This window comes from Pseudomonas sp. MWU13-2105 (assembly GCF_023242315.1).
Lineage (GTDB): Bacteria > Pseudomonadota > Gammaproteobacteria > Pseudomonadales > Pseudomonadaceae > Aquipseudomonas.
Genome location: NZ_JALLIY010000016.1, coordinates 36,264 through 54,369 on the forward strand (window position 1 = coordinate 36,264; position 18,106 = coordinate 54,369).

The following is an 18,106-nucleotide window of genomic DNA, read 5'->3' on the forward strand; positions in this document are numbered from 1 at the left end:
CGGGCACAAGCCCAAACGATGCCAGGCGTTTTCCCTATCAAGGAGATGATCGATGAAGCACCCCCAAGGAAAGATCACAGCATTCGCGGTGACCGCCGCGTTGTTCAGCGTCGCGGCCCAGGCCGGAACCTACCCCGACTACGGCTACGCGCCACCCGCCAGCTATACCGGCGCCAAATTCGTACTCAGCCAGAGTTATCCCAGCACACCGCCCGGCGGTCCGCTGCCGGCGTTCTTCAAGAAGTTGCCGGTCAAGCGCGACAATAACTTTGAAACCTGGCGTGCCTACATGGACGACGTGAAAAACTATTGCCTGGAAGGCAACGTCGACGTCAATTGGGACGTTCAGAAAAACAAGGTTCGCCATTGGTATCACATGCCGTGGCAGCACTACGGTCCACTGGGACGTGAGGGCATCCATGGCTTGACCAAGGAAGCGCAGATTCAGGCCAAGCAGCTGGCGCCCACGCAAACCGCCACCGGCCAGACTTACGCCGTGGGTATTTACAACGACATCGGCGCCTACACCATCGGCCAGGTCTGGAAAGACCCGCAGAACCCCGATCCGTCCTACACCTCGCAGCCCAACAGCTTCCCCAACGGTACAGTCGTGTGCAAGGCGCTGTTTGCCGACATCGATCGCAACAGTGTGCCGTTTCTGGTCAACCCGGTTTTGTGGCAGGGCTATATCACCGACACCTTCACCTCCGCCAATCGCAAGGTGAAGGACGTCGCCCTGATCCAGATGGACATCGCCGTACGGGATACCCGCATGAGCGAGACCGGTTGGATCTTCGGCACCTTCCAGTACAACGGCGCCAAGACCGGCAAGCCCGGTTGGGACAACCTGGTGCCGGTGGGGATCATCTGGGGCAACGATCCGAAAGAAACCGGCAATGACTTCACCAACCCGACACCGACCGTCACCAGGATCAACCCGGCGCTGCAACAGACCGCCATCAACGCCAACACCAAGGAGCTACCGCCGACCCACCTGGGCTGGAACGGTCGCCTCAACGGTCCGGTGGACAACCCCAACAGCTCCTGCCAGAGCTGCCACATGACGGCCGAGTCGCCGCAGGTGGCGATCATGAATCCGCTGTTCCAGAAAAATCCGCCGGCGGTGGGTTCGCCGAAATGGATGAAGTGGTTCCGCAACATCCAGGCCGGCCATCCGTTTACCCCGGGCGCCCAGAGCACGGATTTCAGCCTGCAACTGTCAGGCGGACTGGTGAATTTCTACCAGTGGAAGTGTGACATGGGCGGGATCTACGAGAACGGCATCAACGCTTGCGCGAAAGCTGCCGGCATGAAGTTGAAGATGATGAAGTCCGGCGATACGGCGCCGCTGCCAATGCAGCGGGTGATCCGCGATCCAAGCCTGGAACAACTGCTCGAGTAACAGGCGACAACCACCGGGCACTGGTTGCCCGGTGGTTGACTCAGGCCATCGGCAACAGTTGCGGTGTTCAGGCCTGTTGAAGCCTCCATGGCCCGCAGATTTCTTGACCTGCGCTTGAAAAGCCCTGACAATCCCGCGGCTTTCAAGCTGTTTACTCAGGATGAGCATGAAGTTTTCATGGATGATTTAATTAGAAAGTTGGACTTGGTTTCATTACGTTTATTTGCCGCCGTATGCCAGGAAGGTAATATTTCACGTGCCGCGGAGCGCGAGTTTATTACGCCATCGGCGGTAAGTCGCAGGATCTCGGAAATTGAAGCATTGGTTGGGCTGCCGCTCATTCTCCGGCATGCTCGTGGTATCAGCGTGACGCCGGCTGGAAATGCAGTATGGCAAAGTGCGCTGAGTGTCGCTGACAACATCCAGGAACTGGGTGCCGAGCTCTTGCAATTCAAGACCGGGACGAAGGGAACCGTCCGTGTCGTTGCAAATCTATCCGCCGTTGTGCAGTTCCTGCCTGAGGACATTGCAGCGTTCGAGCAGCTATTTCCAGAAATTGATGTTGAACTGGAAGAACAACCCAGCCTGCAAGCCATGCGCACTATTGCCGCGCACGGCGCCGATTTCGGTATCTGCAACGAAGTTGCTGGTCTTGATGATTTTGACGTAGTGCCCTATCGAAAGGACCAACTGTACGTAATGCTGCCAAAACAGCATCCTCTTGCGCAGACCCGTTCATTGAGCCTTGCAGACTTGACCGGCGAGAAGGTGATTGGCCTGAAGTTGGACACCTCATTAATGCAACTGTTGAAACGAGAGTACGCAGCACTCGGCGTCCTCTTTACCCCACGCATTCGGGCAGGCAGTCTTGAGGCCATGTGCCGCATGGTGCAGGTTGGTTTGGGTATCGCCATCGTTCCAAAGCTTGTCGGTGAAATGTATGTTGATGTGCTTGATGTTGCGCTGCGGCCTTTGAGCGCGGCGTGGGCAACACGACAATCATTCCTGATTTCCAATGGCCGGCATGGACTCAGCGCATCGGCCAGTACGCTTGCCAGCTTTTTGACCGATGGCAAAGATTTTTTCCGCTCGAATGTTCATTGAGCAAGCGGCGATGCATGGACACTGTCCAGAACATCGCCCTTGCCAACCAGGCTATCTACGTCAAGCCTGAGTCTCATTTCCCTCGGGTGAGGTGATTGCCTTTATGCCCGCGCAGAAAGCGAGAACATCTTCTCGCTTGGAGAGTGGGCTGAAGGATACCCGCAGTGTGGCGCTCATTTGGGCAGGTGTAAGCTTCATGGCGCTCAACACCCGAGAGGGCACAGGGGAAACACTGCTGCAAGCGGAGCCTTTGGAAACGCAGATGTTCCGTTGCGCAAGAAATTTCATCGCCTTGCCCGCATCCAGCCCAGAGAAGCACAGCGAAAGCACATAACCCGAGGTTTCAGCGTCCAGTGTATTGAGGGCAAATGCAACTTCCAGATGTGTCAGTGTCTCGCGAAGGAGAGCGTTTAACTGTTTCACATGGTCGTGGTATTCAACTGCATTTTTTTCATGGTGGCGAAGCGCTCGGTATAAGGACTCGACGCCATACAGGTTCTCGGTTCCGGGACGAATCCCGGACTCTTGCTCGCCCCCGAACTGAGAAGGAAAGAGCCTGAGGCGATGACTCATGAAAAAAAAGCCTATCCCTTTGGCGGCCCCCAGTTTGTGACCGGAACCAATCAAGGCATCAACATAGGTCAAGTCAGGCGTCTCAACCTTTGTAACCATTTGAACGCCATCGCAAACAACGGAAATTTTCGGATCGAATGCCTTGACTCTTCTGGCGATATCGTTGACAGGCTGGCACACGCCGGTTTCATTGTTGACGCCCATGATCAGAACCATCGCCGTGTGTTCGTTGAGCAGGTCATACAAACAGGCGCTCTCGATGACGCCGCGACGGTCAACCGGTATGACATGGACAACAAAGCCAAGCTGCTGCATATGCTTGACGGTATTGAATATCGCCGGGTGCTCGATGGCACTGATGATTATCTGATTGCGTGGCGACTGGGTCGTCGTTAAAAAATTGCAGTGCCCCTGGATAATAAGATTCGCCGCTTCAGTGGCGCCGGAACAAAAGTAGTATTCGCCCGGCCGGCCGCCGAACAGCGTGCTCAACTGTACCCTGGTTGCTTCGATCACAGCTTTGGCGGCATGGCCTGCCGGATGATCACTGGACGGATTTCCTGGCGCGGGATAGAAACTGACTGCGTCTTCGAAAGGCAAAGCAGAAGCCGCGTTATCGAGATAAACCATTGGCAATGTCATTTACACGAGCTCCATGTTATTACTACGCAGTACATCCTGTACTTGTTCGATAAAGGCGACGCTGTCCAGATTGAAAGTACCCACGGCGCTCTTTTCAACAAAAGAATATTCGATCTGTTGTTCCTGATTGACGATAACTTGTGCGCAGTTCCTGGAGAACTCTTCAATCAGTATATTGGCAGCGACAACGCCACGACCGATTTTTTCACCGATGAATTCGTCATCGCTCCTTGCGTACACGGCAATATGGTCAGTGGTATTGTCAAATTGGCAAAGCAGACCGCCGTAGGTCGCGGGGCATAGTACCCGCCCTCCAGTCTCATAGAGATTGATCAGCGGATTTTTTTTCAGGCGGGCCAACGGACAATGCTCCAGGTCGCGCTGATTTATCGAGCCGTGATCCTTCCACCAGGCCCCACCAAAGTAGGCGTCTTCAGCCTGGGTATCATAGAGATACGGCGTCGTCAGCGAGAACATGCCCTGATTTTCCGTAGAAAGAAAAAGCGCATTGGTTTGCTGAAATGTTTCGTGGACGTAGCCTGGGTCGACGGCCTTGAGTTGCTCAATGCCCGAACGCGTGCGACGCAGGATCTTTTTAAAGAGATCGTTGCCCCTGGACTGCAAAATGACTTTTACCCTGTCGAGCGCTACATCATAAGCATCGAGGATCTGCCGGTAGGCAGCAGGAATATAGGTAGACTTCTGTTCACCCTGTAGGTCTTGGGTGATTTTTCGGCGCTCATCATTCCCGCCCTTGATGCCAATGAGGTCAGACAGGCAGAGGTTCAGCAGGACGTTTTTATTCGTCCGTCGTAGTGCCTCGTATATCTCGACCCCTAACTTGAAAGTGAGAATCTCTGTCTCGCTCGGAGCTCCCTGTATGCCGAATCGATAACCTTGATCAGACGAAAAAATCGTGGTGTGCCCGCAGTCGATGACAATGTTCTCCCGAAATTCCTTTTGTAAGGTGATTACTTGAACGATCGACTTGATATCCATAGGCTGTACTCAGTCCAGATTGAAAACTCTTCTTCTTATGTAGGCCCTGTAGAGGCCATAGGGCCTACCCACAACACCCGCGATGACACAAAATATCAACGCGGCCTTCAACGCCTGCATGAGCGACGCACCGCTAATGCTCATATTGATCATATAGAGTGGCAGCTCAAATGACAGATAAGCCAAGGTGTCCACAACATAGGGTTTCAGCCCAGTATCACTTGCTGAAATCCTCATCTTCCGGAATACAAAATCACGCCATATTCCAAACGGACGGGCGGTGCTGGTAATGATAAACAGCCCAATCAGCCTGGCAGTCAAATGAGTACTCAGCGTCATCTGCGCGAAGCCAAGCTCAATCGGTATTGAGATCAGATAACAGAATGTATTGAGGGCAAAAGTGTCAGCCCAGAAGTTCTTTAACTTCTGAGCATTCGATGTGACTTTTAATTCATTATCTATAGAGGACATGGCGGGCCAAAAAAATGTTTGCCACGATCATCACGGCATTATTTAAATTAATCCTGGAATGATACGAGATTTCTATCTGCCCTCCCTATCTTGTTTGCACACGGCAGGCATTCCCGATGGAGATGGCTGGGGCAAGCCTCGGAGAAAACCTGCGCCACCTGATCGATACCGAGCTGGAAGCGCAGGTATGGCCGCTGATCCCGGCCAGCAAGCTCAAGCCGGTGATCTTCCAGACGTTTATGCTCGAACAGGCTCGCCAGGCGCATGAACTGATCGACAGTGGCCGGCATATCGGCAAGATTGTCCTGACTTCGCCACACCCTGGTTGAATGACGGGCGAGTCCATCTCGCCTGTGAATCTCAGCAGCCGTCCTGGCCGGAGCAGGCGGCAAACAAGAAACCACGAACGGCCGGCGCTCCACGTCCAGGATCCATGCTCTGGGCGCTCCCATCCCGGTCATTTATCGATAAGTTCTCGTACAGTGACCGCCAGTTGACTACCCACCTTCGCTTTCAGCGCCTCGATGAAGTGGGTTATTTTCGCATCGACAAACTGTCGGGAAGTGTAAACGGCATAAACATTGCGCTCGTAGGTATGGTACTCAGGCAAAACGCGCACGAGTTTCCCTGAACGCAGATCGTCGATGGCTGAGAACCCCGCCAGCAAACCGATCCCCGCTCCGGCTCGAATAGCGACGGCCATTGCGTCCATATCATTCACGCTGAAGCTTGCCCCACTGGGCACGAAAGTGGCTGTGCCGGTCCTGCTCTTCAGATGCCATTCATCCCGCGCGTAATCAACGGTCCCCAGCAACAGGCACTGATGATCGTGGAGATCTTCTGGCGCTACTGGCGCCGAATGCAGTGCCAGATACTCAGGGGATGCGACCAACACACAATGACTGACCCCGATTTTTTGGCTGACGTACGCTGAATCCGGCAGTGTCCTGGCGATCAGAATCGATACATCCAGTTGGTCTTCCAGCAAATTCGGCATCCGCTGGGACAGCAGCAAATCCACAGTGACTTCCGGAAATTCCTTACGGTACTCAAGGACGGTGCGGGTCACCAGATGACGCGCAAGGCCAGGCACGCAATGCACACGCAGCGTGCCCTTGGGCTCCAGGATCGAATTACTTGCTTCGGCTTCAGCGTTTTCAAGATCGGCCAGGATCGTAGTACAGCGCTCGTAAAACCGTCGACCTGCGTCAGTGACTGAAAGACGCCGAGTCGACCTTTGCAGCAAGCGGGCATCGAGCATGTTTTCGAGCGCGGAAACAGCACGGGACACATTGCCGACTGTCGAGTCGAGATGATTTGCCACCGCAGTAAAACTGCCCATCTCAACGACTTTTACGTACACAGACATGTTTGAAAATTTGTCCATCCCTACCGTCCTTTGCGGCCTGCTTCACAGCTCAAGTTGTAGTGCGATTTGTACAGCCCCAGCCCACTCTCGCCAAGGCTGTTCATTGCCATCGAGGCAATGCCAGACAGCGACACCGCATGATCGCCGCCGATAATGAGGGACGCAACCCACCTCCAGCACGCGATATTACCTCTACGCACAACAATGATTCCCTCCTGGCCAGCTAAATCAAATTCGTCCTTCTCCATAGACTTGGTTGCACAGGCCGCCTGAGCCGGCTTCGCCGAAAGGCCATTGAAGCGTTGCCGCAGGCGACACGCCTCAATCGAATTCCTGACCACCACATGAAGGCCAAATCCATGAACATGCCATACGACTCGCTTTATCTTTTCATCGACGGTGAATGGATCAGCGCGGAAGGACGCGCCACTGCTGCCGTCATAAACCCGGCCACCGAAGCTGAAATAGGACGTGTACCACTGGCCACCAAAGGCGACCTTGATCGTGCCCTAGAGGTTGCCCGAGACAGCTTCGACACATGGCGTCGGACGGTGCCTGATCAGCGCGCGAAGATTCTCAAACGCGCTGCCGATCTCATCCTGGAACGTGCACAACACATCGCATCACAGATGACGATGGAGGAAGGCAAACCGCTTGGAGAGAGCCTGGATGAGGTCACGCGTGCCGCGGAGTATTTCGAGTGGTTTGCCGAAAGCGCGCGCCGTATCGATGGCCGTGTCGTGCCGGCGAATCGCCCGGGTGTTTTGCAGATGGTGAAGCGCCAGCCAATTGGTCCGGTCGCCGCCTTCACACCGTGGAATTTTCCGGCCATTACTCCCGCCCGCAAGCTGTCGGCCGCTTTGGCGGCAGGTTGCAGTGTCATTCTCAAGCCCGGCGAAGAAAGCCCCTCTACGGCGCTGGCGCTCGCTCGCGCCCTTGATGATGCGGGTTTGCCAAAAGGCGTTCTGCAAGTTGTTTTCGGAGTACCCGATCAAGTCTCCAGCCAACTGATCGCATCACCGATCATTCGCAAGGTGACATTCACCGGTTCAGTGCCGATTGGCCGACTGCTGTCGGCCAGAGCGGCCGAGGGTGTCAAACCAATCACGCTTGAGCTGGGCGGTCACGGCCCGGTACTGGTATTTGAAGATGCCGACGTTGAAAAGGCCGCGGTAGAAGGCGTTGCGAACCGGTTTCGGGGCACCGGGCAGGTCTGCATCTCATCGACACGCTTCCTGATCCAGCGTGGTGTTTATCAACAGTTCGTCGATCACTTCGTAGCGGCAACCAAGGCGCTGAGAATCGGCGATGGCTTGCATCCTCATACCCAGGTCGGCCCACTCGCCAACCCAAGGCAGTTGGCGAAGATGGAGGAGCTGGTAGCCGACGCGGTTGCCAAAGGTGCGCGGGTGCTTACCGGCGGGGCCCGCCTGTCAGGGCAAGGCTTTTTCTTCGAGCCGAGCGTTTTGGCCGATGTGCCCATGAACGCCCGGGTCATGCATGAAGAACCCTTCGGCCCAATCGCTATTTTGATGCCCTTCGACGCCTTGGCAGACGGGCTGAAAGAGGCCAATCGCCTGCCCTACGGCCTGTCCGCCTATGCGTTCACCTCTAGCGCACGAACCGCCATCGACGTCGCTGACGGCCTCGAGGCCGGAATGATCGGGATCAACCAATACCGAATCGTGGCCACTGAACTTCCCTTCGGCGGCATGAAGGAAAGCGGTCACGGCTCAGAGGGCGGGATCGAAGGCATCGAACACTACCTGACCAACAAATTCATCAGCCAAATCTAAGGACGCCGCAAATGTCGAAGATCAATTTCAGCAGCCCTCGTGAAGCTGCCAGAGCGTTCACCCCAAAGCTGTCGCAGTTCGTCGACACCACGCTCTACCCGCAGATCTGGAGCGATCCGGCACTGTCCCCGCGCGACCGCAGCCTGATAACAGTGGCCGCACTGATTGCCGGCGGTCACGCAGAAGAACTGCCAGCCCACCTGCGGCGGGCGGTGGGCAATGGAGTCAGCCATGACGAAATTTCCGCCGCGATCACTCACCTGGCGTTCTACGCGGGTTTCCCCGCCGCAATTACCGCGTCCGCTATCGCCAATGCCACATTCACTCAATCGGAGAGCAAACAGCCATGAAAGCCATCACCCTCGAAGAGTTTGGCGACGCCGACGTACTGAAGCTGAACGACGTGGCCAATCCTGAAGTGCGCCCGACCGACCTGCTGGTACGTGTCTACGCGGCCGGTGTCAATCGGGCGGATCTGACACATCGCACCGGTGGCTACGGGCGTCCGAATTTCGGCGACTCTCCTGTCATCGGTCTTGAGATTGCCGGTGAGGTGCTCGAAAAAGGCAGCGCCGTTATTGGTTTCGAAGTCGGTGATCGGGTAATGGGCGTCGTAGGTGGCGGAGCCTATGCCGAGCTGGCACGCATTGACCACCGCATGGCCATGCACATCCCGACACAGTTGGACTATGTGCACGCGGCGGCGATTCCCGAGGTGTTTGTCACCGCTCATGAAGCGATGATGCATCTGGCTCGGCTCAAATCGGGGGACTCGGTGTTGATTCACGCTGCTGCCGGGGGGGTGGGCTCTGCCGCCGTGCAACTCGCTTACGCCACGGGTGCAACCGTTTATGCAACCACTGAGGGCAGTAAGTTGTCGCGCGTCGAGCATTTGGGCGCTGATGTTGCCATCGACTACAAGACAAGTGATTTCGCCGAAGTCATCGCCAACAAAACCGCTGGTCGAGGTGTAGATGTCATTATCGACTTTGTCGGCGAGCCTTACTTCGCACGTAACATCGCTTCACTCGCCAACGGCGGTCGACTTATCCAGGTCGGCATCCTCGGCGGTGGCGGTAAAGTGACTCTGGAGCTGGAACATATTCTCTACCGTCACCTGCAAATCATCGGTACTGTCATGAAGTCCCGTACCCAGCCAGAAAAGCACGACATGATCAAGCGGTTCCGCGAGCATTGGCTTGAACGGTTCGAAGGCGCAGGAAGCCTGGAGCCGGTAGTCGACAGTACCTTCCCTCTTTCACGTGCCGCAGATGCCCACCGCAGGATGGAGTCGGCCGAAAACGTCGGGAAGATCATTCTGACGATGCAGCCTGAAGACCTGCTCTAAGTCAAAGTCAGGCCCACCCATTGTTTGCCGACACATCGCTACGAAGTGGATAGGATAGAGGCGCCCCTTTGGATCAGGAGGCGCCTTTTTGACATCGGCCAAGGAATACCAGCTTTCGCGCAATGATCAGCGTTTGTCGCTGCACGCGCCTGAAGGCCGAAACTGCCTGGTTGTATTCGATCAAGGCGGCCAGGATCGAGTCGAGAGCAGTCCCATTCCAACCTTCGCCATGGATAAAACACGTTTTCAGGAGAAAGCCTGCCATGATAAATAAATCTGCCACCTGACAGTTGAAGCTCTGAAAATGCCCAAGACCAAGCCGACGGCTAGCGCGGCAACAACGGCTGCCGATATCGAAAGATCCATCCAGGCGCTGAACAAAATGGCCGAACGCCTTTGGGGGGATGGCAGGGAGACCGAGGCAAAGGCCCTCCTCGATGCCCTCGACGCGTTGAACCGGGCGCTGGACAGGATCCGGATCGGCGAGAGTCGCCGGGTGGTGACGCTCCATTGAGCAGCCGGCGCCCAACAGAAAATAGATCGGCCCGGTATTCGCCCACTGATAACAGGCCTCAGCGCCCCGTCCCGACCCGGCCCGCGCGGTAAACCGAGAAACCGTAGAACGCCAGCGCCAGGCCCGCCAGCACGCCGCCGACCACGCCGACATAGGCAAATCCGAGTTGCCGCCCCACCCAACTGCCCAACAGTGCTCCACCACCGATACCGATGTTGTAGATCCCCGAGAACAGCGCCATCGCCACATCGGTTGCGTCCGGCGCCAGTACCAGCACCTTCGACTGCAACGACAGCCCGAAACCCATGATCGCCATGCCCCAGAACACGCTGAGCGCCCCCAGCGTCGAAACCTCGCCGCTCAACGGCAACAGCAACGCCAGGCACAGCACCAGCAATGACGTGGCGGCCAGCAGAAAGTACTGCGGATGCTGCCGATTGAATCGACTGAACAGCAGCGAGCCGAAAATCCCCGCGCCACCGAACAGCAGCAGGATAAGGGTCACCACCTCGCCACTCAGGCCGGCCACGGTTTTGATAAACGGCTCGATATAGCTATAAGCCGTGAACTGCGCCGTGATCACCGCAGCCGTCAGGCCGTAGACCGCCACCAGGACGGGGCGCTTGAACAGCACGGGCAGGCTTCTCAGGGAACCCGAGTTCTGGCTCGGCAGCAGCGGCAAGCTTCGGCCAAGCCAGAGCAGCAGGGCGCCGGCCATCAAGGCAATCACCAGAAAGGTGATGCGCCACCCCATGGCTTCACCGAGCAATCGACCCAACGGAATTCCCAGTACCAGGGCCATCGACGTCCCGGTCGCCAGCAGGCCCAGGGCCTGCACCTGCTTGCCGGGCGGCGCCACCCGCACTGCGAGGGACGCGGTGATCGACCAGAACAGCGCATGGGACAAGGCGATGCCGATCCGGCTCACCAGTAGGACACCAAAGCTTGCGGCCAGACTGGACAACACATGGCTGACAATGAACAGGCCGAACAACACCATCAACAGTCGGCGGCGCTCGATGTTGCGGGTGAGCAGCATCACGGGCAGCGAGGTCAGCGACACCACCCAGGCATAGATTGTCAGCATCAACCCGACCTGCGCGCTCGACAGGTCGAAGCTGTCGCCAATGGCACTCAACAGGCCAACCGGCACGAATTCGGTGGTGTTGAAGACAAAGGCAGCCAACGCCAGCGCAATGACCGGTTGCCAGTTGTCGGCGTTTTCAGTGGCGGGGGTAGTCATTTAAAAATCCGTTATGCGCCAGCGAAGAGCAACTGGCTGGTGATTCAGAGGTCAGGCTTCGCAGCCCTGTGGGGCCGCAAGTGCCTCAGGTCGGAAAAGGCCGTGAGTATCGGAATCACTCCAACTTTCATGCAGCACTCCACAAGCAGAGGGTGTCCGTGCTGTCGTCGCGGTTGTCCCCTAAATAAAATACTACGGCACAAACAGCTTACATTAACCTCGGAGCGGCTGGCGATCTCGGTCTCGACGGGCGAAAGCAGACATTTTGGATCTGTGCCGTGATGAAGCCCGGGCGCAGATCCGTTTCCAAGCGGCCATGGGTTTGCCGGGACAGGCACAGCAGGCAGCTCACAAGCGCTGTTATTTATCCTCTGTCTTCTCGAAGAACCGTCACTTCTTTACCTTCCGTATTAGACTTTCCAATCAAAGGAAACACGTTTGTCATGGGGGTTGTCAGCGTATACCCCCCGACCTCTCTCGGCGCACCGGTGGTAGGCAATATGATGCCATTGAGCTCTTCATCAGCAAATTTGACACCCGCCTTTAACTTCCCTTTCATCGTTGTGCGAATACTATGCGCTATCCTTTCAAGATGACTGACCTCTTTTTCCTCGGCCGTTGGATTGCGCAAAAACTCCACCGCCGTTTTAGGCTGCCTTGACAAGGCCTTTTTTCCTCTCGTCCCAGAGTCCAAACGTTCAGCGGTAGATTCAAGCTCAACAGCCATTAGCAAGCGATCCTCACTATCCCCACTGACGGTGACATGCTGAGGCTTCTGATACATTCGAATATTTTGAATAGACTCAACAGAAAAATGTTGATTAAATTTGTCCAGAGCCGTTAACAAACTATCACTCGACGCTCCAGCACTCGACGACGCCGCCCCTGACATCCCCTGCGAGGCAGATGAGGTCTTGGTTTTTACCGACTCCAATTTTCCGTTATTATTTCTAAGTTTTGGCCACGTCTCGTCGCTCCTTCCTTCCCGCATCATGACAGCCGCTCTAGACTTGACCTCCATCTCTATCTTCGTCAACTCACCCGCCATAGGTGCGCTGGCAATTTCAATAGGTAGACTAACACTGCTGCCCCTCAATAACTCTTCAATACAGCTCATTACATTATCCAGTGCCAAGCTATATTTTTCATTCTGCAGAAGAGGAGTCCTTTTAAAATAGACCAGCAACGCTTCTAATTCTTTTTTCCTCGGCCCTTGCGCCTGCGCATTCGACGATTGACTTTTCTTATCATCACGCTCCCTTACCCGCGTGCCCTTAAGTCTCACAGCAATATGACCGCCTTCAGTCTCCGTACCCCACTTATGACCCTTTTGTTCCCCACGAACAGAATCCGGCCAACCCGCATAACTCGTGACAGCATCACCTTCGCCCTTATAAGGCTGCCCTCTAAGCCTCAGCAAAGTAAACTTGCTCATCTTTTTTTTGAGCATCTTATCATTGCCTACCAACAGGGTATCCCATTCCTTTTTTATTACGTCCCATTCAACACTACCAATTTTGCTAACCAGATCATGATTATTCCAGTCATCCTGCAGAATCACTTTTGCAATCCAGGCAGAAGGTTCGTCTCCTTCTTGCGGGGATGAAGATGCTGCTTCCATTGATGACAGCATGACCCCTGAACCTAGAGCCACACCCTCCTCCTCAGCTTCAACCGACTTTCCTGAAGATGACATCGGCGGAGCTGAGGTAGAAACTCCCACTGATGAGCGCATCGACTCTGGACCTGGAGCCGCCTCCTCATACTTCGCCTCAGCTTCAACTGACTTTCTTGAAGATGACATCGGCGGAGCCGAGGTAGAAACCCCCATGCCTACGTCTAACCGCTGTTTTTCACCCGAAGTTGATGCCGCCGTATCCGATAAAGACAATTGGGAATAGTCAAATAGCTGAGCGGGCATTTCAGCAGAAAAACTCACCTTATAACCGCCTGACAACGCTTTAACCACTATCCCTACTCTCCCCACACCTTCCCCCGAGACAACTTTCACTTTCGTCCCAGGCGACAACCCTATACTGACCACCCGCTGAACAAAACTTGATGACGGCCCCTCAAAAATCAAGGGTCTTGAATGTTCTTCCTTTTTGCCTTGCACGGTAGCTGCAGACGGACTGACGCGCATTTGCGCAGCCATGCGCCCCATCACATCCGCCTCTTTCTCCAGCCCGGCGTCGTCATTTACCGGCGTGCCAGCCTTCATTTGCAGCGTCGGTTTCACCCGTCCCTGCTTTTGCTGCACCACATGCCACGCCTCATGGGGCAGATGCTTCTCCTGCCCCGACGCCAAATGGATATCCGTCCCTTGCGCATAGGCATGGGCGTTAAGTTGCGCAGGCTTATCGGAGTTGTAGTGGACTTTCACGTCCCCCATGGAATACCCGGACAAGCGTTCAATCCCAGACTTCAATTGATCAGGCAAGCCGCTATTGTTTACCCGCCGATTATCTTCAAGGGGAAGAGCAGCGGGGTAATCATGTTTCTGAACAATAGCCTCCGACTTCACGCCTTGAGCCACTGATCCAGTTCGATTGTCCTGAAGAACAGAAGGAGGTTGAGGCGTTCCCCGTCTTTGAGCGGCTGCATCATCGCCCACATGCGCCTTGTGCTCCTTGATTTTATCAGCGTCACTGTACACAGCCTTTCCCCCCTCGCTTTTGAGGCGCCGCATGAAGTACTTCGTAACCTCGGCATAGCCGGACGAAGTAACCCTCGAAACAGTAGCACTCATTGCAGAACGAGGATCGGATCCGCTGGCCCCGCCCAAAACTACTTCAACCGCCCCGCCCCAGCCAACCAAGCGGGCACGCCTTTCTGCAACCATTCAGTGGCCGCGGGATTGTGTTTGACGCGGCTATCCAGAAACGCCACGCCAATGGCCTGAATCGCCGCCACTTGCTTGGGATCCGGGGCCGGCTCGCCCTGCATCGGGCCATGGAAGCCGCCGCCGGATTTGGCGCCGCGCTTGTGCCCTCGGCTTTTCGGAGCCTCGCCGGGCTGATCACCGCCCTTGTCGGCGGTCTTCAACGACCGGTTGAACAACTCGGTACCGGACAAGGTCTTGTGCGTTGCCTTGTTCAGCTCCAGCTGAACGCTGCCAGCCACCGTCACCGACTCGCCCAGCACTTGTCGCTGGCGATAAGAACTGACCCAGTTGAACGGATCTTCATCCTCCCGGCTGGTCATCGACAGCACGGGCGCCGACATCTGCGCGAACACCTCGCGTCGGGCATCGGCTTCCACATAAGGGCTGAGCAGCAACACTGCTTTGGGCTGAATCGCGACGCCCGACCTGGCGCCGGGTTCCAGCGCCCCGGCCAGTGCTTCAGCGGTCTGCGCCCCTAGATCAAAGCCGGCCACCACAACCTGGTTCCAGTCGATGGCCGCCAGTTGCGCGTCCCCTTTCGCGGCCCGCGCGCGAACCTCAGTCAGGACTTTCTGCAATGTCGACAGCCTGTCGCGCAAGGCAGCGGCGGTGTAATGACTGCTCGCCAGCCCACGGAAGTTGCCATCCAAGGCCTGCGTCGAGGCAAAAATCGACTGATCATCGGAATGCCCCTGGACAGACAGCACCGCATAACCGGCTTGCGCCCAAGCCTGGCGCCAAGCCACTCCGCCGGAGGCCGGCTCACCCAACCCCGGCAAGTAGATAATCAGCGGCAAGCGCTCATGGGTAACCGGCGCCAACCACGCCACAGCCACCGCTTGCTGGTCGAGTTGCCAGGTTGCGCCCCAACCGGCCGTCTCGTTGTGGGACGGTTGATAGGCGCCGGCCAGGTCTTTATTGACCCGCTCGGTGAATTCGATACCCGGATCTGGCGGATCGCCCGCACAACCCGAGATCAATCCCAGGCTGCCCAGCAAGGCGCCCACCGCTAGCCAGTATTGAGGTTGGAAGTTCATTCGATTCGCAAAGCCGTCAAGATCAAGATGGCTGGCAGCGTAACCGAGCTTCTGGCGAACGAGGCGCCAGGGCAGGTAAAGAATGGGTAAAGGGTGAGGTCAGACTGACACCGCGTGGGTCGGTTGTGGCTCACGCCACATACCGGACCCAACCAAGAAGCCGCACAGCACCCATGCCGATCAGCGATCGGCTCAGCGCATCAAAAGAAACCCAGCGGATTGATGTCGTAGCTGACCAGGAGGTTTTTGGTCTGCTGGTAGTGGTCGAGCATCATTTTGTGGTTTTCACGGCCGACACCGGATTTTTTGTAGCCCCCGAACGCGGCATGCGCCGGGTACAGGTGATAGCAGTTGGTCCACACGCGACCGGCTTTGATCGCCCGTCCCATGCGATAAGCACGGTTGATGTCACGGGTCCAGAGACCAGCGCCCAGGCCGAACTCGCTGTCATTGGCAATCGCCAGGGCTTCAGCTTCGTCCTTGAAGGTGGTCACGCCCACGACGGGGCCGAAGATCTCCTCCTGGAACACGCGCATTTTGTTGTTGCCCTTGAGCAGCGTCGGCTGGATGTAGTAGCCGCTGGACAGATCGCCTTCCAGATGTTCCGCCGCGCCGCCGGTCAATAGCACCGCACCCTCCTCCTGGGCAATCTTCAGGTAGGAAAGAATCTTGTCGTATTGCTGCTCCGACGCCTGGGCGCCGACCATGGTCTCGGTATCCAGGGGATCGCCGCGTTTGATCTTGCCGATCTTCTGCATCACGACGGCCATGAACGCATCGTAGATCGATTCCTGGATCAATGCCCGCGATGGGCAGGTGCAGACCTCACCTTGGTTGAAAAACGCCAATACCAGGCCTTCGGCGGCCTTTTCAATAAACTGTGGTTCAGCCTGCATGATGTCTTCGAAGAAGATATTCGGCGACTTGCCACCCAGCTCCACAGTGCTTGGAATGATGTTCTCGGCCGCGCACTTCATGATATGCGAACCCACCGGCGTGGAGCCGGTGAAAGCGATCTTGGCGATACGCTTGCTGGTGGCCAGGGCCTCGCCGGCTTCACGACCAAAGCCATGGACGATGTTCAAGACCCCCGCCGGCAGCAGGTCGTTGATCAGCTCGGCGAAGATCATGATCGACAGCGGCGTTTGTTCGGCCGGTTTGAGCACCACGCAGTTACCCGCCGCCAGCGCGGGCGCCAGTTTCCAGGCCGCCATCAGCAGCGGGAAGTTCCACGGAATGATCTGCCCCACCACGCCCAGCGGTTCATGAAAATGGTAAGCCGTGGTCAGTTCGTTGATCTCCGCGGCGCCGCCTTCCTGGGCACGGATGCAACCGGCGAAATAACGGAAGTGATCGGCCGCCAGCGGAACGTCGGCATTCAGGGTTTCGCGCACGGCCTTGCCGTTGTCCCAGGTTTCGGTAACGGCCAGCACTTCAAGATTCTGTTCAATGCGGTCGGCAATGTTCAACAGGACCCGCGAACGCTCCTGTACCGAGGTCTTGCCCCAGGCATCGGCGGCCGCATGCGCGGCATCCAGCGCAAGGTCGATATCAGCGGCGGTGGAACGGGGGAACTGGGCAATCACTTCGCCGTTGATCGGCGAAGTATTGCTGAAGTATTCGCCATTGACCGGCGCGACGAACTCACCGCCGATGTAATTGCCGTAGCGAGGTTTGAAAGAAACGACAGCGCCTGGGGTTCCGGGTTGTGCGTAAATCATGATTGAGGCCTCTTTGCCGATCGTTGCCGGTTGGTCGAACACGCGATGAGCAGATGTTAGAGAGCCTGCGCCGCCAAACGAATGCGCCCTTGGCAGGGGTCACCTTGTTATTTAGTCGTAGTTGGCGCCCGGCTGAAAAGCCGCACGCACGCGACAACCGGTACTTTGGTACGGCTTTACCTGACTATCGTCGCATTCACAAAGCCTGGGTAGTGGCATGTAATGCCCCTACTACAAGAAAGGAATCGCCCCTTATGCCGCATACCCTGCCACTTTCCCTGAACAACAGGTACGCCCAGCCGCCACACCGCCATCAAAAATAAATAGGTGAAAGGCCATGTACAAAATTCTGATTGCCGATGATCACCCGTTGTTTCGTGAAGCCATCGCCAATGTGATCAGCGACGGTTTTCCAGGCAGCGAAGTGATGGAAACTGCCGATCTGGAGAGCGCGCTGGCGCTGACCCGATGCCATGACGAGCTCGACCTGATTCTGCTCGATCTGAATATGCCGGGCATGCACGGCCTCAATGGCCTGATCAATCTGCGCAACGAGGCGCCCACCATCCCGGTGGTGATTGTGTCCGCCGAACAAGACAAACAGGTTGTGCTGCAGGCCATTATGTATGGCGCGGTGGGCTTTATTACCAAGTCCTCGCCACGGGCGCAGATGATTGAAGCCATCGAGCAGATCCTTGACGGCAAGGTCTATCTGCCTGCGGACATCATCCACGCACAAAAGACCGGTACCCGGCGCAGCATGAACAACGCGCCGAGCTTTACCCCTGAGTTACTGCAGGCCCTGACCCGCAAGCAATTGCAGGTCCTGGAACGGATGACCAGGGGCGAGTCGAACAAGCAGATCGCCTACACCCTGGAAATCGCCGAAACCACCGTCAAGGCGCATGTCTCGGCGATCCTGCGCAAACTCAACGTGCATAACCGGGTCCAGGCGATTCTCAGCGCCGGGGATATCGATTTCAGCTCCTACCTGCGGCGCTGA

At 56.4% G+C, this 18,106-nt stretch carries 17 protein-coding genes and 1 pseudogene; 9 read left to right on the forward strand and 9 right to left on the reverse strand.

The features are described 5' to 3' along the window. Positions 1 to 52: 52 nt before the first annotated feature. Positions 53 to 1,402, forward strand: a complete 1,350-nt coding sequence (locus M5B96_RS22580; protein WP_248799218.1) for a hypothetical protein — start codon at positions 53 to 55, stop codon at positions 1,400 to 1,402. Between the two features lie 87 nt (positions 1,403 to 1,489). Further along, positions 1,490 to 2,506 carry a LysR family transcriptional regulator gene (locus M5B96_RS22585; protein ID WP_248799219.1) on the forward strand — a complete coding sequence of 339 codons (1,017 nt, stop codon included), beginning with the start codon at positions 1,490 to 1,492 and terminating at the stop codon, positions 2,504 to 2,506. A gap of 60 nt (positions 2,507 to 2,566) precedes the next feature. Here M5B96_RS22585 and M5B96_RS22590 read toward each other — a convergent pair whose 3' ends face one another. Genes M5B96_RS22590 through alaE form a run of 3 tightly spaced genes read right to left on the reverse strand, consistent with a single transcriptional unit; the run spans position 2,567 to position 5,191 of the window. Continuing rightward, positions 2,567 to 3,721: a cysteine desulfurase family protein gene (locus M5B96_RS22590; RefSeq protein WP_248799220.1), complete on the reverse strand. Its 1,155-nt coding sequence runs from the start codon at positions 3,719 to 3,721 to the stop codon at positions 2,567 to 2,569. Then, positions 3,722 to 4,720 (reverse strand): hypothetical protein, encoded by a 999-nt coding sequence (locus tag M5B96_RS22595; RefSeq protein ID WP_248799221.1) that lies wholly within the window; start codon positions 4,718 to 4,720, stop codon positions 3,722 to 3,724. It abuts the gene before it with no gap. 9 nt (positions 4,721 to 4,729) lie between these two features. Further along, the gene (gene alaE, locus M5B96_RS22600) at positions 4,730 to 5,191 is read right to left on the reverse strand and encodes an L-alanine exporter AlaE (RefSeq protein WP_248799222.1); all 462 of its coding nucleotides are present in this window, start codon (positions 5,189 to 5,191) and stop codon (positions 4,730 to 4,732) included. Positions 5,192 to 5,313: 122 nt separating this feature from the next. On the opposite strand from alaE, the gene M5B96_RS22605 reads away from it, so the two are divergent. Continuing rightward, positions 5,314 to 5,520, forward strand: a complete 207-nt coding sequence (locus M5B96_RS22605; RefSeq protein ID WP_248799223.1) for a zinc-binding dehydrogenase — start codon at positions 5,314 to 5,316, stop codon at positions 5,518 to 5,520. A gap of 128 nt (positions 5,521 to 5,648) precedes the next feature. Here M5B96_RS22605 and M5B96_RS22610 read toward each other — a convergent pair whose 3' ends face one another. After that, positions 5,649 to 6,578 carry a LysR family transcriptional regulator gene (locus M5B96_RS22610; RefSeq protein WP_248799224.1) on the reverse strand — a complete coding sequence of 310 codons (930 nt, stop codon included), beginning with the start codon at positions 6,576 to 6,578 and terminating at the stop codon, positions 5,649 to 5,651. A gap of 341 nt (positions 6,579 to 6,919) precedes the next feature. Here M5B96_RS22610 and M5B96_RS22615 point away from each other — a divergent pair, with 341 nt between their 5' ends. The 5 genes from M5B96_RS22615 (at position 6,920) to M5B96_RS22635 (ending at position 10,218) form a co-directional block, all read left to right on the forward strand. Beyond that, positions 6,920 to 8,356, forward strand: a complete 1,437-nt coding sequence (locus tag M5B96_RS22615) for an NAD-dependent succinate-semialdehyde dehydrogenase (protein ID WP_248799355.1) — start codon at positions 6,920 to 6,922, stop codon at positions 8,354 to 8,356. Positions 8,357 to 8,367: 11 nt separating this feature from the next. Then, the gene (locus M5B96_RS22620; RefSeq protein WP_248799225.1) at positions 8,368 to 8,706 is read left to right on the forward strand and encodes a carboxymuconolactone decarboxylase family protein; all 339 of its coding nucleotides are present in this window, start codon (positions 8,368 to 8,370) and stop codon (positions 8,704 to 8,706) included. Then, positions 8,703 to 9,704, forward strand: coding sequence for an NAD(P)H-quinone oxidoreductase (locus M5B96_RS22625; RefSeq protein WP_248799226.1), 1,002 nt, complete (start codon positions 8,703 to 8,705; stop codon positions 9,702 to 9,704). Before M5B96_RS22620 ends, M5B96_RS22625 begins: the two co-directional genes overlap by 4 nt. Positions 9,705 to 9,792: 88 nt before the next feature. Next, positions 9,793 to 9,978 (forward strand): hypothetical protein, encoded by a 186-nt coding sequence (locus tag M5B96_RS22630; RefSeq protein WP_248799227.1) that lies wholly within the window; start codon positions 9,793 to 9,795, stop codon positions 9,976 to 9,978. A 30-nt stretch (positions 9,979 to 10,008) separates the two neighbouring features. Then, positions 10,009 to 10,218, forward strand: a complete 210-nt coding sequence (locus M5B96_RS22635; protein ID WP_248799228.1) for a hypothetical protein — start codon at positions 10,009 to 10,011, stop codon at positions 10,216 to 10,218. A 58-nt stretch (positions 10,219 to 10,276) separates the two neighbouring features. On the opposite strand, the gene M5B96_RS22640 is transcribed toward M5B96_RS22635, so the two are convergent. The 5 genes and pseudogenes from M5B96_RS22640 to M5B96_RS22655 all read right to left on the reverse strand — a co-directional run bounded on the left by M5B96_RS22640 (position 10,277) and on the right by M5B96_RS22655 (position 17,103). After that, positions 10,277 to 11,461, reverse strand: a complete 1,185-nt coding sequence (locus tag M5B96_RS22640) for a sugar transporter (protein ID WP_248799229.1) — start codon at positions 11,459 to 11,461, stop codon at positions 10,277 to 10,279. A gap of 57 nt (positions 11,462 to 11,518) precedes the next feature. Next, a pseudogene (locus M5B96_RS32805) lies at positions 11,519 to 11,592 on the reverse strand (metallophosphoesterase); the annotation flags it as partial. A gap of 233 nt (positions 11,593 to 11,825) precedes the next feature. Then, the gene (locus tag M5B96_RS22645) at positions 11,826 to 14,150 is read right to left on the reverse strand and encodes a DUF4157 domain-containing protein (RefSeq protein ID WP_248799230.1); all 2,325 of its coding nucleotides are present in this window, start codon (positions 14,148 to 14,150) and stop codon (positions 11,826 to 11,828) included. A 98-nt stretch (positions 14,151 to 14,248) separates the two neighbouring features. Then, positions 14,249 to 15,382 carry an alpha/beta hydrolase gene (locus tag M5B96_RS22650; RefSeq protein WP_248799231.1) on the reverse strand — a complete coding sequence of 378 codons (1,134 nt, stop codon included), beginning with the start codon at positions 15,380 to 15,382 and terminating at the stop codon, positions 14,249 to 14,251. A 200-nt stretch (positions 15,383 to 15,582) separates the two neighbouring features. Continuing rightward, entirely contained in the window at positions 15,583 to 17,103 is a 1,521-nt protein-coding gene (locus tag M5B96_RS22655; protein WP_248799232.1) for an aldehyde dehydrogenase family protein, read from the reverse strand. Positions 17,104 to 17,440: 337 nt separating this feature from the next. On the opposite strand from M5B96_RS22655, the gene M5B96_RS22660 reads away from it, so the two are divergent. After that, positions 17,441 to 18,106 (forward strand): response regulator transcription factor, encoded by a 666-nt coding sequence (locus M5B96_RS22660; protein ID WP_248799233.1) that lies wholly within the window; start codon positions 17,441 to 17,443, stop codon positions 18,104 to 18,106.

What these genes read in the sequence shown, in the direction of transcription:
- M5B96_RS22610 (WP_248799224.1), bottom strand. Translation starts at nt 6,578, where the DNA reads ATGGACAAATTTTCAAACATGTCTGTGTACGTAAAAGTCGTTGAGATG.
- M5B96_RS22585 (WP_248799219.1), top strand. Translation starts at nt 1,490, where the DNA reads ATGGCCCGCAGATTTCTTGACCTGCGCTTGAAAAGCCCTGACAATCCC.
- M5B96_RS22615 (WP_248799355.1), top strand. Translation starts at nt 6,920, where the DNA reads ATGAACATGCCATACGACTCGCTTTATCTTTTCATCGACGGTGAATGG.
- M5B96_RS22590 (WP_248799220.1), bottom strand. Translation starts at nt 3,721, where the DNA reads ATGACATTGCCAATGGTTTATCTCGATAACGCGGCTTCTGCTTTGCCT.
- M5B96_RS22580 (WP_248799218.1), top strand. Translation starts at nt 53, where the DNA reads ATGAAGCACCCCCAAGGAAAGATCACAGCATTCGCGGTGACCGCCGCG.
- M5B96_RS22595 (WP_248799221.1), bottom strand. Translation starts at nt 4,720, where the DNA reads ATGGATATCAAGTCGATCGTTCAAGTAATCACCTTACAAAAGGAATTT.
- M5B96_RS22635 (WP_248799228.1), top strand. Translation starts at nt 10,009, where the DNA reads ATGCCCAAGACCAAGCCGACGGCTAGCGCGGCAACAACGGCTGCCGAT.
- M5B96_RS22650 (WP_248799231.1), bottom strand. Translation starts at nt 15,382, where the DNA reads ATGAACTTCCAACCTCAATACTGGCTAGCGGTGGGCGCCTTGCTGGGC.
- M5B96_RS22625 (WP_248799226.1), top strand. Translation starts at nt 8,703, where the DNA reads ATGAAAGCCATCACCCTCGAAGAGTTTGGCGACGCCGACGTACTGAAG.
- M5B96_RS22655 (WP_248799232.1), bottom strand. Translation starts at nt 17,103, where the DNA reads ATGATTTACGCACAACCCGGAACCCCAGGCGCTGTCGTTTCTTTCAAA.
- alaE (WP_248799222.1), bottom strand. Translation starts at nt 5,191, where the DNA reads ATGTCCTCTATAGATAATGAATTAAAAGTCACATCGAATGCTCAGAAG.
- M5B96_RS22640 (WP_248799229.1), bottom strand. Translation starts at nt 11,461, where the DNA reads ATGACTACCCCCGCCACTGAAAACGCCGACAACTGGCAACCGGTCATT.
- M5B96_RS22620 (WP_248799225.1), top strand. Translation starts at nt 8,368, where the DNA reads ATGTCGAAGATCAATTTCAGCAGCCCTCGTGAAGCTGCCAGAGCGTTC.
- M5B96_RS22660 (WP_248799233.1), top strand. Translation starts at nt 17,441, where the DNA reads ATGTACAAAATTCTGATTGCCGATGATCACCCGTTGTTTCGTGAAGCC.
- M5B96_RS22605 (WP_248799223.1), top strand. Translation starts at nt 5,314, where the DNA reads ATGGCTGGGGCAAGCCTCGGAGAAAACCTGCGCCACCTGATCGATACC.
- M5B96_RS22645 (WP_248799230.1), bottom strand. Translation starts at nt 14,150, where the DNA reads ATGCGGCGCCTCAAAAGCGAGGGGGGAAAGGCTGTGTACAGTGACGCT.